The following is a 17,251-nucleotide window of genomic DNA, read 5'->3' as shown; positions in this document are numbered from 1 at the left end:
GGAGGTTCAGAGACGTGACCGCAGCACCCAGCCGTCCGCTCGCCCTCGTCCTCGGCATCCAGCGGCCGACACTGTCGGCGGAGGAGCTGGCCTTCTTCCGCGAGGCGAACCCCTACGGCCTGTTCCTCGGCCGCCGCAACATGAAGGACCCGCAGCAGGTGCGCGCCCTGTGCGCCGCGTTCCGCGAGGCGGTGGGCCGGCCGGACGCGCCGGTGCTGACCGACCAGGAGGGCGGCCGCGTCTCGCATCTCGATTCCGGCGCCTGGCCCTTGTTCCGCAGCTTCCGCAGCTTCGGCCGGCTGGCCGAGAAGGACCTGCCGGCCGCCAAGCGCGCCATCCGCCTGTCCTCCGTCGCCATGGGCCGGATGATGCGGGAATGCGGCCTGAACAGCGCCTGCTCGCCCGTCCTCGACCTGCTGCTGCCCGGCGCCGACGCGGTGATCGGCGAGCGCGCCTTCGGCGGCGATCCGGAGCTGGTGGCGGCCCTCGGCCGCGAGGTGGTGGACGGCTTCCTCGAGGTCGGGCTGATGCCGGTGATGAAGCACATCCCCGGCCACGGCCGCGCCACCGAGGACAGCCACAAGACCCGGCCGGTGGTGACGGCCGACGCCGCGACGCTGGACGCCACCGACTTCCTGCCCTTCGCCAAGCTACGCGACACGCCCTGGGCGATGGTCAGCCACGTCGTCTACAGCGCCTTCGACCCCGACCGCCCAGCTTCGGTCTCGCCGGTGATCACCCGGGAGGTGATCCGCGGCCGCCTGGGTTTCGAGGGCGTGCTGATCTCCGACTGCGTGTTCATGAATTCGCTTCAGGGCGAGGTGCATGACCGCGTCGCCCAGGTGCTGGACGGCGGCTGCGACATCGCCCTGCACTGCCATGGCGAGCTGCCGGAGATGCAGCGCGCCGCCGCCCGGGCCCGGCCGCTGAGCGACGCCGCGGTCGCCCGGCTGGAGGCAGCGGAGCGGCGCCTGGGCTCGGCCGCCGCCGACGTCACGGCGCTGCACGCCGAGGTCGAGGCGCTGCTGGCCGCGGCCTGACGATACGGACCGCCGGCGCGGGCCGGCACCCCATCAACGACAACGCATACACGAAGGCATGGAGGCCAATGTCATGAGGCAGAAGAAGTCGGCATTCCTGCTCGCGGCCGCGCTGCTGGCGGCGACGAGCGCCACCGCCCTCGCCCAGTCCACCCTGTCGATGCTGATCGAGGAGGAGACGAACTGGGTCCGCAACTTCAACCCGTTCAACCGCACCGCGTACCGGCAGAGCACGATGGATTTCATCTACGAGCCGCTGGTCGTGTTCAACAAGATGCAGGGCAACAAGCCCTATTACCGCCTGGCCACGGCGATGAGCCTGGCGGACGACCTGAAGGCGGTCACCTTCGACCTGCGCGAGAACGTGAAGTGGTCGGACGGCCAGCTCTTCACTGCCGACGACGTGGTGTTCAGCTTCGAGCTGATGAAGAAGGTCCCGGCGCTCGACTTCAACAGCATCTGGCAGGTGATCGACGGGGTCGAGAAGCTGAGCCCGACCAAGGTGCGGTTCACCTTCAAGACGCCGACCGCGCTGGGGCCGGAGAAGATCGTCGAGATGCCGATCGTGGCGCAGCACGCCTGGAAGGACGTGGCCGACCCGGTGACCTATCTCAACGAAAACCCCGTCGGCACCGGGCCGATGACCGAGATCACCCGCTTCACCCCGCAGGTCTATGAGCAGTGCCGCAACCCGAACTATTGGGACGCGGACTCGCTGAAGGTGGACTGCCTGCGCTTCCCGCAGATCGCCACCAACGACCAGGCGCTGGCCGCGGCCAAGGCTGGCGAGCTGGACTGGTTCGCCTCCTTCCTGCCGGACATCGACAAGACCTATGTCGCCGCGGACAAGGAGCATCACGGCTACTGGTTCCCGCCGGGCAGCCTGGTCGCCGTGGTGATGAATCTGGAAAGCCCCAACCCGGCCAACCGCAAGGCCTTCGACAGCGTCGAGTTCCGCCGCGCCGTCAGCATGGCGATGGACCGCGACGCCATGGTCAACGTCGCCGGCTACGGCTACCCGACGCTGAACGACGACCCCGGCACCTTCGGCAAGCGGTTCGAGAGCTGGGCCGACCCCAAGGTGCGCGAGACATACGGCAAGTATACCCAGTACGACCTGGAGGCGGCCAAGGCGCTGCTGGACCAGGCCGGGTTCAAGGACAAGGACGGTGACGGCTTCCGCGACACGCCGGACGGCGAGAAGCTGTCCTTCGACCTGATCGTCCCGAACGGCTGGACCGACTGGATCAGCACCTCGCAGATCGCGATCGAGGGGCTGAATCAGATCGGCATCGACGTCAAGCTGGCGACGCCGGACGGCGCGGCCTGGCGTCAGAGCCTTTTGGACGGCAAGTTCGACATGGCGCTGAACTCCTGGTACGTCGGCGCCACGCCCTATTACCAGCTGGATGACGCCTTCCACTCCCGCAACAAAGGCAAGACCCGGTTCACGGCGCAGCGCTTCTTCGACCCGAAGCTGGACGAGCTGCTCGACGCCTATACCCAGACCACCGACGACGCCAAGCGCAAGGCGCTGCTGGACCAGGCGCAGATGCTGCTAGCGGAGAAGATGCCGGTCGTCGTGATCTACAACAACCCGCTCTGGTACGAGTACAACACCAAGCGGTTCACCGGCTGGGCCACCGCCGACAACCCCTTCGTCAGCCCGCAGAACTACGACCCCAACCACGACCGGCTGCTGCACCTGCTGGCGCTGCGGCCGGTGCAGTAGGCGGAGCATTCTCTCCTGCCGCGGCCCGTCCCCCTCACCCTCCCGCCGCCTTCGGCGTCGGGCCCCTCCCTCTCCCCGAGGAGAGGGAAAGGGGAACGTCATCCTTCACCTCTCCTCGGGGAGAGGTCGAAATCGCGCCAGCGATTTCGGGTGAGGGGGTGGCTCCGACCCATCCAAATAAGCCGAGAAGCCGGGGCATGATATGGCCTTCGTCGCCCGACGACTGATCTTCTACCTGGTCGCCTTCCTGGTGGCCGCGAGCATCAACTTCCTGATCCCGCGGCTGATGCCGGGCGACCCGATCGACATCATGTTCTCGCAGTCCGGCACCCGGCTGTCGGTCGAGAATCTGGCGGCGCTGAAGGCCACCTTCGGCTTCGTCGACGGGCCGCTGTGGCAGCAGTACCTGGCCTATCTCGGCAGCATCTTCACCGGCGACCTCGGCATGTCGGTGAAGTATTTCCCGACACCCGTATCCGACGTGCTGGGCCGCGCCCTGGTCTGGACCCTGGTGCTGATGGGCGGGGCGACGGTGCTGAGCTTCGCGCTCGGCACGCTGCTCGGCATCATCGCCGCCTGGCGCCGCGGCAGCCGCTTCGACGTCACCGTCTCGACCACCGCCATCGTCTCGATCGCCACCCCGGCGGTGGTGGTGTCGCTGCTCGGGCTGTTCCTGTTCGGCTTCACCCTGCAGTGGTTCCCGACCGGCTACGCCGCCGACCCCGGGATCGATCCGGCCCTGTCTGCCGACTACGTCCTCAGCGTGCTGTACCACGCCGTGCTGCCGGTCCTGACACTGTCGGTGGTGCTGACCGGGGACTTCCTGGTCACCATGCGCAACAACATGATCAACCTGCTGGGCGAGGACTACATCACCATGGGCCGGGCCAAGGGTCTGGCCGACCGGCGGGTGATGCTGATGTACGGCGCCCGCAACGCCCTCCTGCCCGGCGTCACCAGCCTGGCCATCGCCATCGGCAAGATCCTGGGCGGGTCGCTGGTGACGGAGGTGGTGTTCAACTATCCCGGCCTCGGCAACACCCTGTTCAAGGCGATCCTCAGCCGCGACTATCCGGTGATCCAAGGCCAGCTGCTGATCATGACGCTGGCGATGCTGGCCGCGAACTTCCTGGCCGACATCGCCTATGCCTGGCTCGACCCAAGGCTGCGCAGGAGCTGAGAGATGCGGATGATTCTGGCCGCCCTGTCCAACCGCAAGGCCGCGATCGGCCTCGTCATCGTCGTCTTCCTGGTGGTGGCGGCGCTGATCGCGCCGCTGCTGACGGACTACAACCCGTCGCGCCGGGTCGGGCGGCCGCATGAGCCGCCCTCGGCCACCCATGTGCTCGGCACCACCCGCAACGGCTACGACGTCTTCTCCCAGCTCACTTACGGCGCCCGCACCTCGCTGGCCGTCGGCTTCGGTGCCGGGCTCCTGATCACCGTGATCGGCACCGCGGTCGGCATCGCCGCCGGCTATCTGGGCGGCAAGACCGACGAGGTGCTGAACTTCGCCACCAATGTCGTGCTGGTGATCCCGAACCTGCCCCTTCTGCTGGTGCTGGCCGCCTTCATCGGCCAGGCCAGCCCCTGGGTGATCGCGCTGATCATCAGCGCCACCTCCTGGGCCTGGGGCGCGAGGGTGACCCGGGCCCAGACCTTCGCGCTCAGGGAGAAGGAGTTCGTGCGCTCGGCCGAGATGATCGGCGAGCCGCGCTGGCGGATCATGCTGGTCGAGCTGCTGCCGAACCTGGTGTCGATCGTCGGCATCAACTTCATCGGCAGCGTGATCTATGCCGTGATCACGGAGGCGACGCTGGAGTTCCTGGGCCTCGGCGATCCGCAGACCGTGTCCTGGGGCATCATGCTGTTCAACGCGCAGAACGCCTCGGCCATGGCGGTCGGGGCGTGGTGGGAGCTCTTGGCCCCCTGCGCCACCCTGGCCCTCTTGGGCGCCGGGCTGTCGCTGCTGAACTTCGCGATCGACGAGGTCGCCAACCCGCAGCTGCGCATCGGCCGGTCGATGGCGCGCTGGAAGCGGCTGGCCCGGCTGCGGGAGGCGCGGCCGTGAGCCCGGACATGAGCACCTCCCAGATGGCCGAGCCGCTGCTGTCGGTGCGCGGCCTGACCATCGACTATGTCGGCGACCGCGGCGACTTCCGGGCGGTCGACGACGTCAGCTTCGAGATCGGCCGCGGCGAGGTGTTTGGCCTGGCCGGCGAATCCGGCTGCGGCAAGAGCACCATCGCCTTCGCCATCACCCGGCTGCACAAGCCGCCGGCGCTGGTCAGCGGCGGCGAGATCCGCTTCGACGGACAGGACGTGCTGCGCCTGGACGGCGAGGCGCTGCGCCGCTTCCGCTGGCGCGAGGTCGGCATGGTGTTCCAGAGCGCGATGAACGCGCTGAACCCGGTGCTGACCATCGAGGCCCAGTTCCGCGACGTGCTGGCCGCCCACACCGGCTGCAGCCGGGCCGAGGCGCGGGACCGCGCGGCCGAGCTGATGCGCACGGTCGACATCGATCCGGCGCGGCTGCGCGATTATCCGCATCAGTTCTCCGGCGGCATGCGCCAGCGCATCGTCATCGCCATCTGCCTGACCCTGAACCCGAAGCTGATCGTGATGGACGAGCCGACCACGGCGCTCGACGTCGTGGTCCAGCGCGAGATCCTGCAGCAGATCGACGGGCTGCGGCGGAAACTGGGCTTCTCGATCCTCTTCATCACCCACGACCTCAGCCTGATGGTGCAGTTCTGTGACCGCATCGGCGTGATGCTGAGGGGCCGGCTGGTCGAGGTCGGGCCGGCGCAGCAGATCTTCCGGGCCCCGGCCCATGACTATACGCGGAAGCTCTGGGCCTCCTTCCCCTCGGTGCACGGGGCCCACCGCACGACGCTGCAGGACGTGGCGGAGGCGTCATGACCCACACGCCCATTCTCGCCCTCGAGCGCGTCGGCAAGCGCTTCGGCCCGCTGCAGGCGCTGGACGAGGTGTCGATCGAGCTGCATCCCGGCCGGGCCCTGGCGCTGGTCGGCGAATCCGGCAGCGGCAAGACCACCTGCGCCCGCATCCTGATGCTGCAGCACCAGCCGACATCCGGCCGGGTGCTGTTCCGCGGCCGCGACGTCGCCGCCCTCGACGGCAAGGCCGAGCTGCTGGCCTATCGCCGCGCGGTGCAGATGGTGTTCCAGGACCCGTTCGGGTCGCTGAACCCGGTGCACACCATCTTCCACCACATCGCCCGCCCCCTCGCCCTGCATGCCGGCCTGGCCGACCGCCGCGCCCTGCGCGCCCGGGTATTGGAGCTGCTGGCGGCGGTGGAGCTGGAACCGGAGACGACGGCGGCGAAGTATCCGCACCAGCTCTCCGGAGGGCAGCGGCAGCGGGTCAACATCGCCCGCACCCTGGCGGTCGGCGCCGAGGTGGTGCTGGCGGACGAGCCGACCTCGATGCTCGACGTCTCGATCCGGCTCGGCGTGCTCAACCTCTTGGAGCGGATGAAGCGCGAGCGCGGCATCACCTTCCTCTACATCACCCACGACATCGCCACAGCCCGCTATGTCGCCGAGGAGATCGCGGTGATGTATGCCGGGCGGATCGTCGAATGGGGCGACACCGGCGCCGTGATCGACGCGCCGCAGCACCCTTACACCCAGCTGCTGCTCTCCGCCGTGCCGGACCCGGAGCGGCCGTTCCATGGCGAGGCCGCACAGCTGCAATCCGACCTCGTCGCCCAGGCCCGAGAGGCCGCCCGGATGACCGGCAGCGTGCGACAAGTGGCGGGGAACCACTTCGTCCGCGCCGCCTAGGGTCATGGTTCAATCAGGCTAGGTCGTCTTTAGATCCGTTGAAGACCTTCTGGAGTTCAGCGGGCTCCGGCTCGGACGTCGAAGTTGCCTCCGCCGAGCCCTGTAGCGGTTGGACGTGGCTCCGCACTATGTGGTAATCTTTCCTCGCATCCGAGACCGATTGGGTTACGGAGAGATCGGCCGTGTGGAAGCATTTTTTGTTCTGGCGAGTCTTTTACGTCATCCCAATGATCGGTGTCGGAGCGACGGTCAGCATCTTCCTATTGATCTATGCCTTGTTTTGTGAAGGAACAAGATACGATTATCTGATGCGCGCGAGTAAGTACCCGTTTATAGTTTCTGCAGGCACAGCGCTCATAGTGGCCGCACTACTTTTTGCAATAGATTTGATCAGACATAATTCTAGAAGACGCACGTAATCGGAAGCACTCTTTCTAGACAATCGTGGTGGACATTCATTTCTCACATTGGTAGGTGAGCAAGAGACGCAGCTTACATGCGAGTGCCGTGTCAGAGGCGTCTGCTTTCCGCCCGAAGGTGACGATTTCAGCCGCCTCGCCAATTGGATTTGGCTCTGGCGCGGTTGATGACGGCAGGAACGGACTGTACCCTGCTGCCGCCATGATCATGATCCGCATGCCTTCCATCGCCCCGGTGACCCGACGCCGCTGACGCGGATCGGATGGCTGCCCTGCTCCGGACGGGCGGGGCTTCTGCGGGACGATGGAGTGACCCTCATGACGATCGACGAGATGCGCGCGCTGAGCGACGCGCAGGTGGAACAGTTCATCCGCGACGGCTTCGTCCGGATCGACCGGGCCTTTCCGCGGGAGGTGGCCGCCGAGGCGCGGGCCATCCTGTGGCGCGACCTGCCCTGCGATCCGGATGACCCGGCGACCTGGACCCGGCCGGTGGTGCGGCTGGGCTTCTACGGGCAGGAGCCGTTCCGGGCGGCGGCGAACACGCCCGTCCTGCACGCGGCCATCGACCGGCTGGTCGGCCGGGGCCGCTGGATCCCGCGCCAGGACCTCGGCACCTTCCCGGTGCGCTTTCCGCACCGGAAGAGTCCCGGCGACGACGGCTGGCATGTCGATGTCAGCTTCCCGGGGCCGGACAGCGACCCGAACGAGACGCACGACTACTCGTCCTGGCGGGTCAACGTCACCTCCCGCGGCCGGGCGCTGGTGATGCTGTTCCTATTCTCCGATATCGGCCCGCGCGACGCGCCCACCCGGCTCCGGATCGGCTCGCATCTCGACATGGCCCGGTTCCTGGCCCCGGTGGGCGAGGCCGGCGTTTCGAGCCCGCAGGTCGACCGCGTGGGCGCCGACCGGCGCGAGGCGCTGGCGACCGGGGAGGCCGGCACTGTCTATCTGTGCCACCCCTTCGTCATCCACGCGGCGCAAAAGCACCGGGGCACCCATCCGCGCTTCCTGGCGCAGCCCTCACTGGCCCTGGCCGAACCCTACCGGCTGGGCCGGGCGGACGGAGCCTATTCGCCGGTGGAGACCGCGATCCGCCGGGCGCTGGGCATGGCCTGACCAGGCTCGGTCAGAACCGATAGGCGAGCCGCCCCAAACCGGCGTGGGAGGCATAACCATCGCCGACGCCGGCGCTGTACTGGAGCCGGAAGTCCCAGTTCGCGCTGCTCAGCAGCTCGGCGCCGAGGGTGAACCTGCCCAGCACATCCGGGATCGGCGTCTCGGCCCGGAAGCCCCGGCCCCCCGGCTGACCGGCGAGCCGCGCGGTCGCCGCCCAGTCTCCGTTGGCGTTGAGCTCGACGCCCGCACTGGCGAACGGACGCAGCACTGCGGTCTGGCCAATGGGGATGCGCCCGCCGACCTCGACCGCGGGGATCGCGGCGAAGGTCGTCGCCCCCTCCGCCTCGACGTCGAGATTGAACGGGCCGGCTCCCGTCTCCGTGTAACCGTCGCTGTGCACATAGGTCAGGTGCAGGTCAAGGCGGGGCTGCACATACCAGGCCTCGACGGGCACCTGGTAGGCAAGACGCGCATGCGCGCCGACATGCCAGACATTCGGCGAGGCATCGGCGGTCGCCCGGAAGCTGCCGGCCTCGACCGCGCGCTTGCTGTCGTACCAGCCATAGCCGAAGTCGAGCGCACCCGAGGCCTGCCACGGCCCGGTCTGGTAGCGCAGGATGGCGCCGAGCAGCAGGCTGTCGCCGCTCACCCGCGAGCTGCCGTCATCGCCCCGGAAACCGCTGCCCTCGAATCCGATGGATCCGCCGAGGAACCAGCCGGGTGCGACCTCGCGCTGCCCGCCGGCCTGAATGGTCCAGGCGCTGGCGTGGTAGCCGAGCGTGTCGCCCGTGCTGTCCTGGTCGGCGATGCCACCGAACGCACGCGCCCAGGCGCAGTTGGCCTCGTCCTGCGTCACGCCGGCGCCCTCGAAGGTCGCGCATTCGTCCAGCATGTTGGTGACGAAGCCATGGCTCGAGCTGTAGCGGAAGGCCGCGATGGCGCCGACCGTCTGCCCGGACAGGCTGTTCAGCGCCTGCGCGTAGCTGCCCCCGTCCCCGACCCCGGCCAGCGCCGTGAAGCCCTCATCGAGCGACGCACCGCTGTCCCAGAGCCGCTGCAGATGCGCCGCCACCCGCCACTGGTTGCGGCCCAGCGAGCTGGCGGCCGCACTGAACTCCGCCACCGGCTGCACCTGAAGGCTATTGTCGGACTGCCGCGTATCGAAGCGGTAGAGATGCGTGCGGCTGGCCTCGAGGCCCGGATCGACCGTCAGGCCCTCCGTTGCGCTCAGCACCGTCACGGCGCGGTTGGCGAGGGTCACCGGATGCACCTCGACCGTGCCGCCGAGGCGCGCATGGCCCTGCACGTCGAGTTGATCCGCCGTGCCGGTGCCGTGGTTCGTCTCCACCACCAGACGGCCCGTGGCGCCCTGAACGAGGTCACCCACGAGCGTGGTCTGGCCGATCCGTCCTTGGCCGCCGGCATACAGCGTGCCGGCGTTCCGCAGGACGCCGCCACCCCCGAGCGCGATCGTCGTCGGGGCGTCGATCACCCCGCCCGACCCATTGTCGATGAGGCTGCCGGCAGCGCCAGGGACCATGATATCGCCGGTGATCGCCCCCGTGTTGGTGATAGTGGTGTTGCTCGATGGCGTGTCGGCCAGGATGGCGATTCCGCCGTCCACTCCCAGGATCTGGCCGGCGTTGTCGATCTGGTTTCCGGTGCCGCCCAGCAGCCGGATGGCCGCGCTGTCGCGCTCGGAGGGATTCTGACCACTGCCGTCGGGCGTGCCGCCCCGGACCTGCGAGATCTGGTCGATCGAGATCCGGATCGGGCCGGACGCGGTTCCGGCGCTCTGGGCGAATATCCCCGCCGAGCCTGCCCCGTCGGCGAAGACCAGGCTGTCGACCAGCGAGATCGTCACGCCACCGCCCGTGCCGGCGCCGCCGGCGGTGCCCCGCGCCTGGGTGTGGCTGCCATCGCTGCCCACATAGTTCACCAGCCCGCCGCCGCCGCCGACGCTCTGCGCAAAGATGGCCGGGGCGTATTTGCCCGTCGTCTGGATGAGGGCGCCGTTCGCGGTGACCGAGACGGCGCCGCCATTGCCCGAGTTCAACGCCACCAGGCTGCGGGGGATGCCGAGGGCGTAGCTGCCCGGGGCGGACAGATCGCCGCCGATGCCGCCGCCGCCGCCGACGCTCTGGGCCAGCACCCCATAGGCGCCGTCGCCGGCCGTCGTAATCGCGCCCGACTGCAACTTCACGGTCACGGCGCCACCGTGGCCGCCGGCGCCGCCCGAGGTAGGCGGGGGTCGCAGGTGGACCTGGCCGCCGATCGCGATGCCGCCGCCGCCGCCGATCGACTGTGCCACGATGCCGTGGGCGTCGAGCCCCGACGTCTCGACAGTGCCGGCGGCCGCCGTGACCTGGACCTGCCCGCCGTCGCCGCCGATGCCACCCTGACCGCCGAAGGTCAGCCCCAGCCCGTGGACGTCGCCGAGGCGGCCCTGAGGATTGATGACGATCTTGGAGGGATCGAAGGTCTGGTCGGTGGTCATCGTGCGCGCCAAGCCGCCGCCGCCGCCCACGCTCTGCGCCAGGATGGCGATGCCGTGCTTGCCGGTGGTGGTGATGTTGCTGCCGGTGGTGCCGCCGCCGGTGGTCACGCTGACGGCGCCGCCATTGCCGCCGGTGCCGCCATTGCCCCCGACGCCGACCGAGAGGCTCTTGAACGAGCCGCTGACCGCCCCGGCCGACGCCCCCTCGCCACCGCCGCCGCCGACGCTCTGGGCGAAGATGCCGAACGCCGCGACGCCCTGGGTCAGGATCATGCCGCCGGTGCCGTTGACGACGGTGACGGTGCCGCCCGCGCCACCGCCGCCGCCCTGGCCGCCGACGCTGATCGCGGTCTGGTACGCTTTGTCGTTGGTTGCCGCGCTCGTCGAGGTTGCCGCCCCGGCGCTGCCGCCGCCGCCGCCGACGCTCTGCGCGTAGATGCCGTCCGACTGCGCGCCGAAGGTGACGATCGAGCCGGTGTTGGTCGCGTTCGCGGCGCCGCCGTCGCCCGCGGCGCCGCCGCCGCCGCCGACCGAGACCGCGACGCCGATCTGCTTGCTGGTGCCGATCTCGGACTCGCCTGCCTGCGGCTGCGAGAAGATCTCCTTCAGCTCGTCGATCGTCGCCTGGATCTCCTGACCGATCTGGCCGATCTGCAGGATGCCGTCGCCGAGGTCGGTGACCTGCTGGCTGATGTTCAGGCCGCCCGCCAGGATGTTGAACAGTGCTTTCGCGTTGGACACGGGACTGGCGCCGCCGGCGGTCGCGCCGCCCTTGCCGGCCGTGCCGCCGCCACCACCGATGCTCTGTGCGAAGATCGCGATGGCATCGGTGCCGCGGGTGACGACGCTGCCACTGTTCTGCACCGTCACCGTGTCGCCATTGCCGCCGGCGCCACCGTTGCTGCCGACACCGGTCGCGATGGCGAGGGTGCCGCCGTTCGCCGTGGCGGTGCCGCCCCCGCCGGCGCCGCCGCCGCCACCGACGCTCTGCCCGAAGATGCCCGCGGCCCCGTCGCCGCGGGTGGTGACGGCGCCGCTGTTGGTCAGGCCGACGGTGCTCCCATCGCCGCCGGTGCCGCCGGTGCCGCCGATGGCAACGGAGGTGCTGAAGCTGAGCTTGGCCTGGTTCGCGGAAGCGGTGGCGTCGCCGCCGCCGCCGGTTCCGCCGCCGCCGCCGACACTCTGCGCGAACACGCCGTAGGCGTCCTGGCCGAGAGTGGCGATCAGGCCCGAGTTGGCGAGGGTCACCTCGCCGCCGGTGCCGCCGGTGCCGCCCGCACCGCCGACCGCCACGTCGATCGAGACCGACAGTCCGCTCTCGTTGTTGCCGCCCGAATAGGACGCGGCCGTGGCGTCGCCCGCCGTTCCACCGCCGCCGCCGATCGACTGCGCCATCACGCCGATCGCCCCGTCGCCGGCCGTGGTGATCAGCCCGGAGTTGTTGAGCCCCACGGTCCCGCCGGTGTTGCCGGAGCCGCCGGCGCCGCCCGTCGCCACCGAGACCGAGATGGCGGGGATGTACTTGCTGGGGGACAGGTCCACCGCGCGCGCCGCCGCCATCCCGCCGCTGCCGCCTCCGCCGCCGACGCTCTGGATCAGCACGCCCGGCGCATCCGCGCCATAGGTCGTCACCTGCGCCGTGTTGGTGACGGTTAGGTCGCCGCCCGGCCCGCCGCCGCCGCCCCGGCCGCCGATCGCGATCGAGGCGGTGGGCACGAGGCTGGCGATGCCGGACACCCCAGCGCCGCCCTTGCCGCCCCCACCGCCGATGGATTGCGCCTGGATCCCGGCGGCGTGGTCGCCATAGGTTGTGACGAGCGCGTCGTTCGTGACGGTCACCAGCCCGCCGCTACCGCCACCGGCGGCGTCGCCGCCGACCACGTAGGAGAGAATGCCGATTCCGGTGGAGGTGGCGCTGCCGCCGGCGCCGCCGGACCCGCCGATGCTCTGTGCCAGGATGCCGGCGCCGCCGAGCGTGCTGGTCGAGGCGAAGACGCCCGGCCCAAGTGTCATGCCGACGCCGCCGCCGTTCCCGCCCAGCCCGCCATTGCCGCCGATAGCGACCGAGGCGGAAATGGGAATACCGGTGACGTCGCCGCCCGAGCCGCCACCGCCACCAATGCTTTGGCCCAGCAGAGCGACCCCGTTCGGGCCGGAGAGAATCATCGACGCGTTCGGCGCGGCGACGGAAACCAGACCGCCGTCGCCGCCGGGCGCTCCGGCTCCGGCGGATCCGCCGCCGAAGAGGAAGCTCATATTGCCGCCATTGCCTCCGCTGCCGCCGACGCTCTGCACCAGGCCCCCATGGGCGAAGTTGCCAGTGGTCCTGATCGTGCCTTGGGTCGTGGTGTCGCCGATGGTCAGGCGCGCGGTGCCGCCGGCCCCCGCGAACCCGCCGCCCCCAGCCTCGCCATAGAATGCGCTCGCCTCCCCGCCGGCCCCGCCGGGGCCCCCGTTGGACTGGACGAGCACCGCCTGTCCGTCGGCCTGCCCGGTGACCCCGACCCCGTTGTAAGTCACGGCGCCGAGGACGGTGGCGCTGGCCAGCCCACCAGCGCCACCGTTGCCGCCGTTGCCGCCCAGGGCATGGATCGGAACGACGCCGCTCGTTGTCCCGCCGGCGCCGCCGAACCCGCCGAGGGAGATGGCGCCGATGCCAAAGCCTTGGCCGGCGGTGGTCTGGGTGACGGTGATGGCACCACCGGCGAGAGTGGCGTTGGCCGACCCGCCGCTGCCGCCCGCGCCGGCACTGCCCCCGAACACGCCCGCCGCGTTCGATCCCTGCCCCCCGTCTCCGCCGTCGCCGCCGATTGCCGCGGCCCTCAGCCCGATGAACGAGGTCTGGATCGTGCCGGCCGTCCAACGCACGGATGTCGCGCCCGCAGGCCCGCCGTTACCGCCACTGCCGCCGGTGGCCCCCATCGAGGCCTGATCGCCACTGGAGTCCGCGTCGCCGCCCGCTCCGCCATCGCCACCGAGCGAATTTCCGTCCACGCCAATGTCGCTCGCGATGACGCTGCCACTGGCGGTCAATGAGACGTCGCCCGCTGCTGCGCCCGCGGCACCCGCGCCGCCGAACTTTGACCCCGCGTCAGAGGTCCAGGTACCGCCCCCGCCGCCACCGCTGCCGCCGAGCGACTGCACCGTGAGCGCGCGATCGGCCGCACCTGAGTTCTGGTCTGGCACGAAGTTGCCAGAGAACGTGACCGTCACGGAGTCGGCCGCGCCGGCCGCCCCACCCGCACCGCCTGCGGTCGGGTGCGTGATCGGAGCGCCGGACTGGCCGCCCGTCCCGCCGGCGCCGCCGAGATTGCCGATGAACGCGCCATAGGTGGGGGCAAAGGGAGCAGCAGGAGGAGGCGCGCCGATGATGGTCAGGCCGGTATTGGTACTGGTGATCTGGGCCGCCGGCTGTCCGGGGAAGCCGGGGGTGCCGTCGTCCTGCCAACCGCCCACCGAGCCGCCGCAGCCGCCGATGCCGACCGACCCCACCGTCGGATAGGGTGCCGAAGGGTTGAAGCTCCGGTTGGCGAAATTCGCCGTGACCGCAGGCGGCGGAGACGGATTGCTGTTGGAGTTGCACTGCGCCTGCGCCGCGGCGGGGACTATGATCTCCACGAACGCGACGGCGCCGAGCGCCAGGGCGATTGATGGCCCGAAGCGGCGTTCCACGGCTGTGAAGGATCCGGTTGCCACCATCGCTTCCCCCCCGGTGCGGGCCGGATGACGACCAGCCCGCCGCGATTCATTGCCCCGTCGCGAGCCGCCAACAGAGCCCCTCTTGAACCGGCTGATCGGCGTTGACGCCGCCCCAATGATCGCCGGCACCATGCCTCCGTCGCGCACCGGCCACATCGCGACGAACACCAAAATCGTCTTCCGATTTACTTCGATGACAGCTGCATGAGTTGCGAAGTACTGTATATAGACGAGCCTATTAATACCCCGAACTACCTCCTATTCGGGAATTGGTGGAGTTGATACCTCGCAGGGCGTAGCCTGATCAGGCATATGACCACTCAGAGACCTGCAGAGCCCGTCCTGACAGCGCCAGTGCCTGGCCGCTCCCAGCACGCCGGAGGGTCGATGCATCGAGGGACGGGACGCCACCGTCAATTCAGGCTTGTCGTCGCCCGGCCTCTCGCGTACCGTGTTTGAGAAAACGGTTTCTCACATCGAAGAACAAACCTGACGAAGCAGGCATGAGAAACTATTTTCTCAACGAGGCGTCACCGGGCTGAGCATGGACCAGAGGTCACCACGATCCGCTCCGAACGGGCCCGGCCGGCCGGTGACGCTGCGCGACGTGGCCCGGGCTGCCGGGGTCAGCGTCGCCACGGCGTCGAAAGCGCTGAATGGCCAGGGCCGGATGGCGGAGGAGACGCGGGAGCGGATCCGCCAGACCGCCAAGACGCTGGGCTTCCGCCCGAACGGACTGGCGCAGAGCCTGTCGCGCCAGCGCAGCTTCACCGTCGGCCTTCTGACCAACGACACCTATGGCCGCTTCACCCTGCCGGTGATGGCCGGCATCTCCGAGGCGCTGGTCGACAACGGCGTCTCGGTCTTCCTGTGCAATACCGAGGACGACCCGCGGCTGGCCCAGACCCATGTCGACGCCATGCTGGAGAAGCGGGTCGACGGCATCATCGCCTCGGGCAAGCGGATCGACCGCCATCTGCCGGTCGATCTGTCGAATCTGGGCATCCCTGTGATCTACGCCTTCACCGAGCCCGACCCGGAGTCGATCGGTTTCGTCTCCGACGACGAGGCCGGGGCGCGGCTGGCGGTCGAGCACCTCGCCTGGCTGGGCCGGCGCCGCATTGCCCATGTCACCGGCCCGTCCAGCTTCCGCGTCGTGCATCAGCGGGCCAAGGCCTATCGCGACGTGCTGCGCGAAGCCGGCCTGGAAGAGCCCGACCAGGGCGTGCTGACCGGCAGCTGGACCGAGGCCTGGGGCCACGAGGCGACCGGATACCTGTTCGACGGCATCGGCCGCCCGCCCGACGCGGTGTTCTGCGGCAACGACCAGATCGCCCGCGGCGTGGTCGACGCGCTGCGCGAGCGCGGCCGGAAGGTGCCCGACGACGTCGCCGTGATCGGCTTCGACAATTGGGAGATCGTCGCCGCCGCGACGCGCCCGCCTTTGACCACCGTCGACATGAACCTGAAGGAGCTGGGCCGCGAGGCCGGGCTGACCCTGCTGAAGCTGGTCGACCGCGAGCCGATCGAGCCGGGCATCCGCAAGCTGCCCTGTCGCCTGGTGGTGCGCGCCTCCTGCGGCGCCCCGCCCGGCGGCTGAGCGGCCCGATCACGACAAGAAGGTCGCGCCGACAGGCCGGCCGCAACCGAGGGAGGACACGAGATGAAGCGTCTGTTGCAGTGCCTGGCCGGGGGCATCGCCCTGCTGGCCCTGACCGTCTCCGCCGCTTCGGCCGAGACCTTCACCCTGTGGGTGCGGTCCGACGGGTCGAACTTCATGCCCCGCATCGTCGAGGCGTTCAACAAGAGCCATGAGGACAAGGCCGAGCTGCAGATCGTGCCAGTGGCGGAGCTGGTGCAGAAATACGCCACCGCGGCGGCCGGCGGCGCCGCGCCGGACGCGCTGTCGCTGGACCTGATCTATACCCCGTCCTTCGCCGCCGCCGGCCAGCTCGAGGACATCACCGACTGGGCCAAGTCCCTGCCCTATTTCGACAAGCTGTCGCCGGCGCATGTGAAGACCGGCACCTATAAGGGGCGGATCTACGGCCTGCCCTACTCCGCCGACAGCTCGGTCCTGATCTGGAACAAGAAGCTGTTCAAGCAGGCCGGGCTGGACCCGGAGAAGGGGCCGACCAACTGGGCCGAGATCGAGGCGGCGGCAGAGAAGGTCGCGGCGTTGGGCGGCGACATCAAGGGCTTCTACTTCTCCGGCGCCTGCGGCGGCTGCAACATCTTCACCTTCACGCCGCTGATCTGGGCCAGCGGCGGCGAGATCCTGAGCGAGGACGGCAGCCAGGCGACCCTCGACACGCCGCAGATGCGCGACGCCATCGCCTTCTACCGCAGCATGGTCGAGAAGGGGCTGGTGCCGGAGGGCGCGCGGACCGACACGGGGGAGAACTTCTTCGCCGCCTTCGCCCGCGGCAATATCGGCCTGTCGCCCTCCGGCGCCTTCGCCATCGGCGCGCTGAACACGCAATATCCGGACATCGAGTACGGCGTCACCTTCCTGCCGGGCAAGACCGGCGGCTGGTCGTCCTTCGCCGGCGGCGACAATTTCGTGGTCACCAAGGGCACGACCAAGCTGAAGGCGATCAAGGCCTTCCTCGACTTCTCCTATTCGCTTGAGGGCCAGACGCTGCTAGCCCGCTACGGCAGCCTGCCGGTGCGCGGCGACATCTCGGGCGAGGCGCTGAAGGACCTCGACCCCCGCTACAAACTCGCGGCCGAGGCGATGGAGAAGGGCCGGACACCCTATTCCGTGGTCTTCAACGACATCATCAACAGCCGGAACAGCCCCTGGGTGCAGATGGTGAACGAGGTGTTCTTCGGCGACGACGTCGACGGCTCCCTCGCCAACGCCCAGGAGACGATGCAGAGCATCATCGACAGCGCCCCGGGGAATTGAAGCCCCGCGCCTCCCACCGCAA

Annotated in this window: 10 protein-coding genes; 9 read left to right on the top strand and 1 reads right to left on the bottom strand. The window is 69.5% G+C overall.

What is annotated here, in order from left to right:
• Window positions 1-14: 14 nt before the first annotated feature.
• The 7 genes from KXR53_RS14325 (at window position 15) to KXR53_RS14295 (ending at window position 8,122) form a co-directional block, all read left to right on the top strand.
• On the top strand, window positions 15-1,040 hold the full coding sequence (locus KXR53_RS14325; protein ID WP_437375853.1) for a glycoside hydrolase family 3 N-terminal domain-containing protein: 1,026 nt from the start codon (window positions 15-17) through the stop codon (window positions 1,038-1,040).
• Window positions 1,041-1,113: 73 nt separating this feature from the next.
• Complete coding sequence (locus tag KXR53_RS14320) at window positions 1,114-2,772, top strand: ABC transporter substrate-binding protein (protein ID WP_437375852.1); 1,659 nt, start codon at window positions 1,114-1,116, stop codon at window positions 2,770-2,772.
• Window positions 2,773-2,974: 202 nt separating this feature from the next.
• A complete protein-coding gene (locus KXR53_RS14315) occupies window positions 2,975-3,952 on the top strand; it encodes an ABC transporter permease (RefSeq protein ID WP_437375851.1) in 978 nt (325 codons plus the stop codon).
• 3 nt (window positions 3,953-3,955) lie between these two features.
• Window positions 3,956-4,843 carry an ABC transporter permease gene (locus KXR53_RS14310; protein ID WP_437375850.1) on the top strand — a complete coding sequence of 296 codons (888 nt, stop codon included), beginning with the start codon at window positions 3,956-3,958 and terminating at the stop codon, window positions 4,841-4,843.
• An 8-nt stretch (window positions 4,844-4,851) separates the two neighbouring features.
• Complete coding sequence (locus KXR53_RS14305; protein WP_437375849.1) at window positions 4,852-5,694, top strand: ABC transporter ATP-binding protein; 843 nt, start codon at window positions 4,852-4,854, stop codon at window positions 5,692-5,694.
• A complete protein-coding gene (locus tag KXR53_RS14300) occupies window positions 5,691-6,581 on the top strand; it encodes an ATP-binding cassette domain-containing protein (protein WP_437375848.1) in 891 nt (296 codons plus the stop codon). Before KXR53_RS14305 ends, KXR53_RS14300 begins: the two co-directional genes overlap by 4 nt.
• A gap of 728 nt (window positions 6,582-7,309) precedes the next feature.
• Complete coding sequence (locus tag KXR53_RS14295; protein ID WP_437375847.1) at window positions 7,310-8,122, top strand: hypothetical protein; 813 nt, start codon at window positions 7,310-7,312, stop codon at window positions 8,120-8,122.
• A 10-nt stretch (window positions 8,123-8,132) separates the two neighbouring features.
• Here KXR53_RS14295 and KXR53_RS14290 read toward each other — a convergent pair whose 3' ends face one another.
• Window positions 8,133-14,489, bottom strand: coding sequence for an autotransporter outer membrane beta-barrel domain-containing protein (locus tag KXR53_RS14290; protein WP_437375846.1), 6,357 nt, complete (start codon window positions 14,487-14,489; stop codon window positions 8,133-8,135).
• Window positions 14,490-14,862: 373 nt separating this feature from the next.
• Here KXR53_RS14290 and KXR53_RS14285 point away from each other — a divergent pair, with 373 nt between their 5' ends.
• Window positions 14,863-15,918 carry a LacI family DNA-binding transcriptional regulator gene (locus KXR53_RS14285; protein WP_437375845.1) on the top strand — a complete coding sequence of 352 codons (1,056 nt, stop codon included), beginning with the start codon at window positions 14,863-14,865 and terminating at the stop codon, window positions 15,916-15,918.
• A 63-nt stretch (window positions 15,919-15,981) separates the two neighbouring features.
• The gene (locus KXR53_RS14280; protein ID WP_437375844.1) at window positions 15,982-17,229 is read left to right on the top strand and encodes an ABC transporter substrate-binding protein; all 1,248 of its coding nucleotides are present in this window, start codon (window positions 15,982-15,984) and stop codon (window positions 17,227-17,229) included.
• The last annotated feature ends 22 nt before the right edge of the window (window positions 17,230-17,251 follow it).

Source organism: Inquilinus limosus (genome assembly GCF_051487185.1).
Classification (GTDB): domain Bacteria; phylum Pseudomonadota; class Alphaproteobacteria; order DSM-16000; family Inquilinaceae; genus Inquilinus; species Inquilinus limosus_F.
Note: the sequence above shows the minus strand (reverse complement) of the source record. Positions and strands in the feature narration are given on the sequence as shown.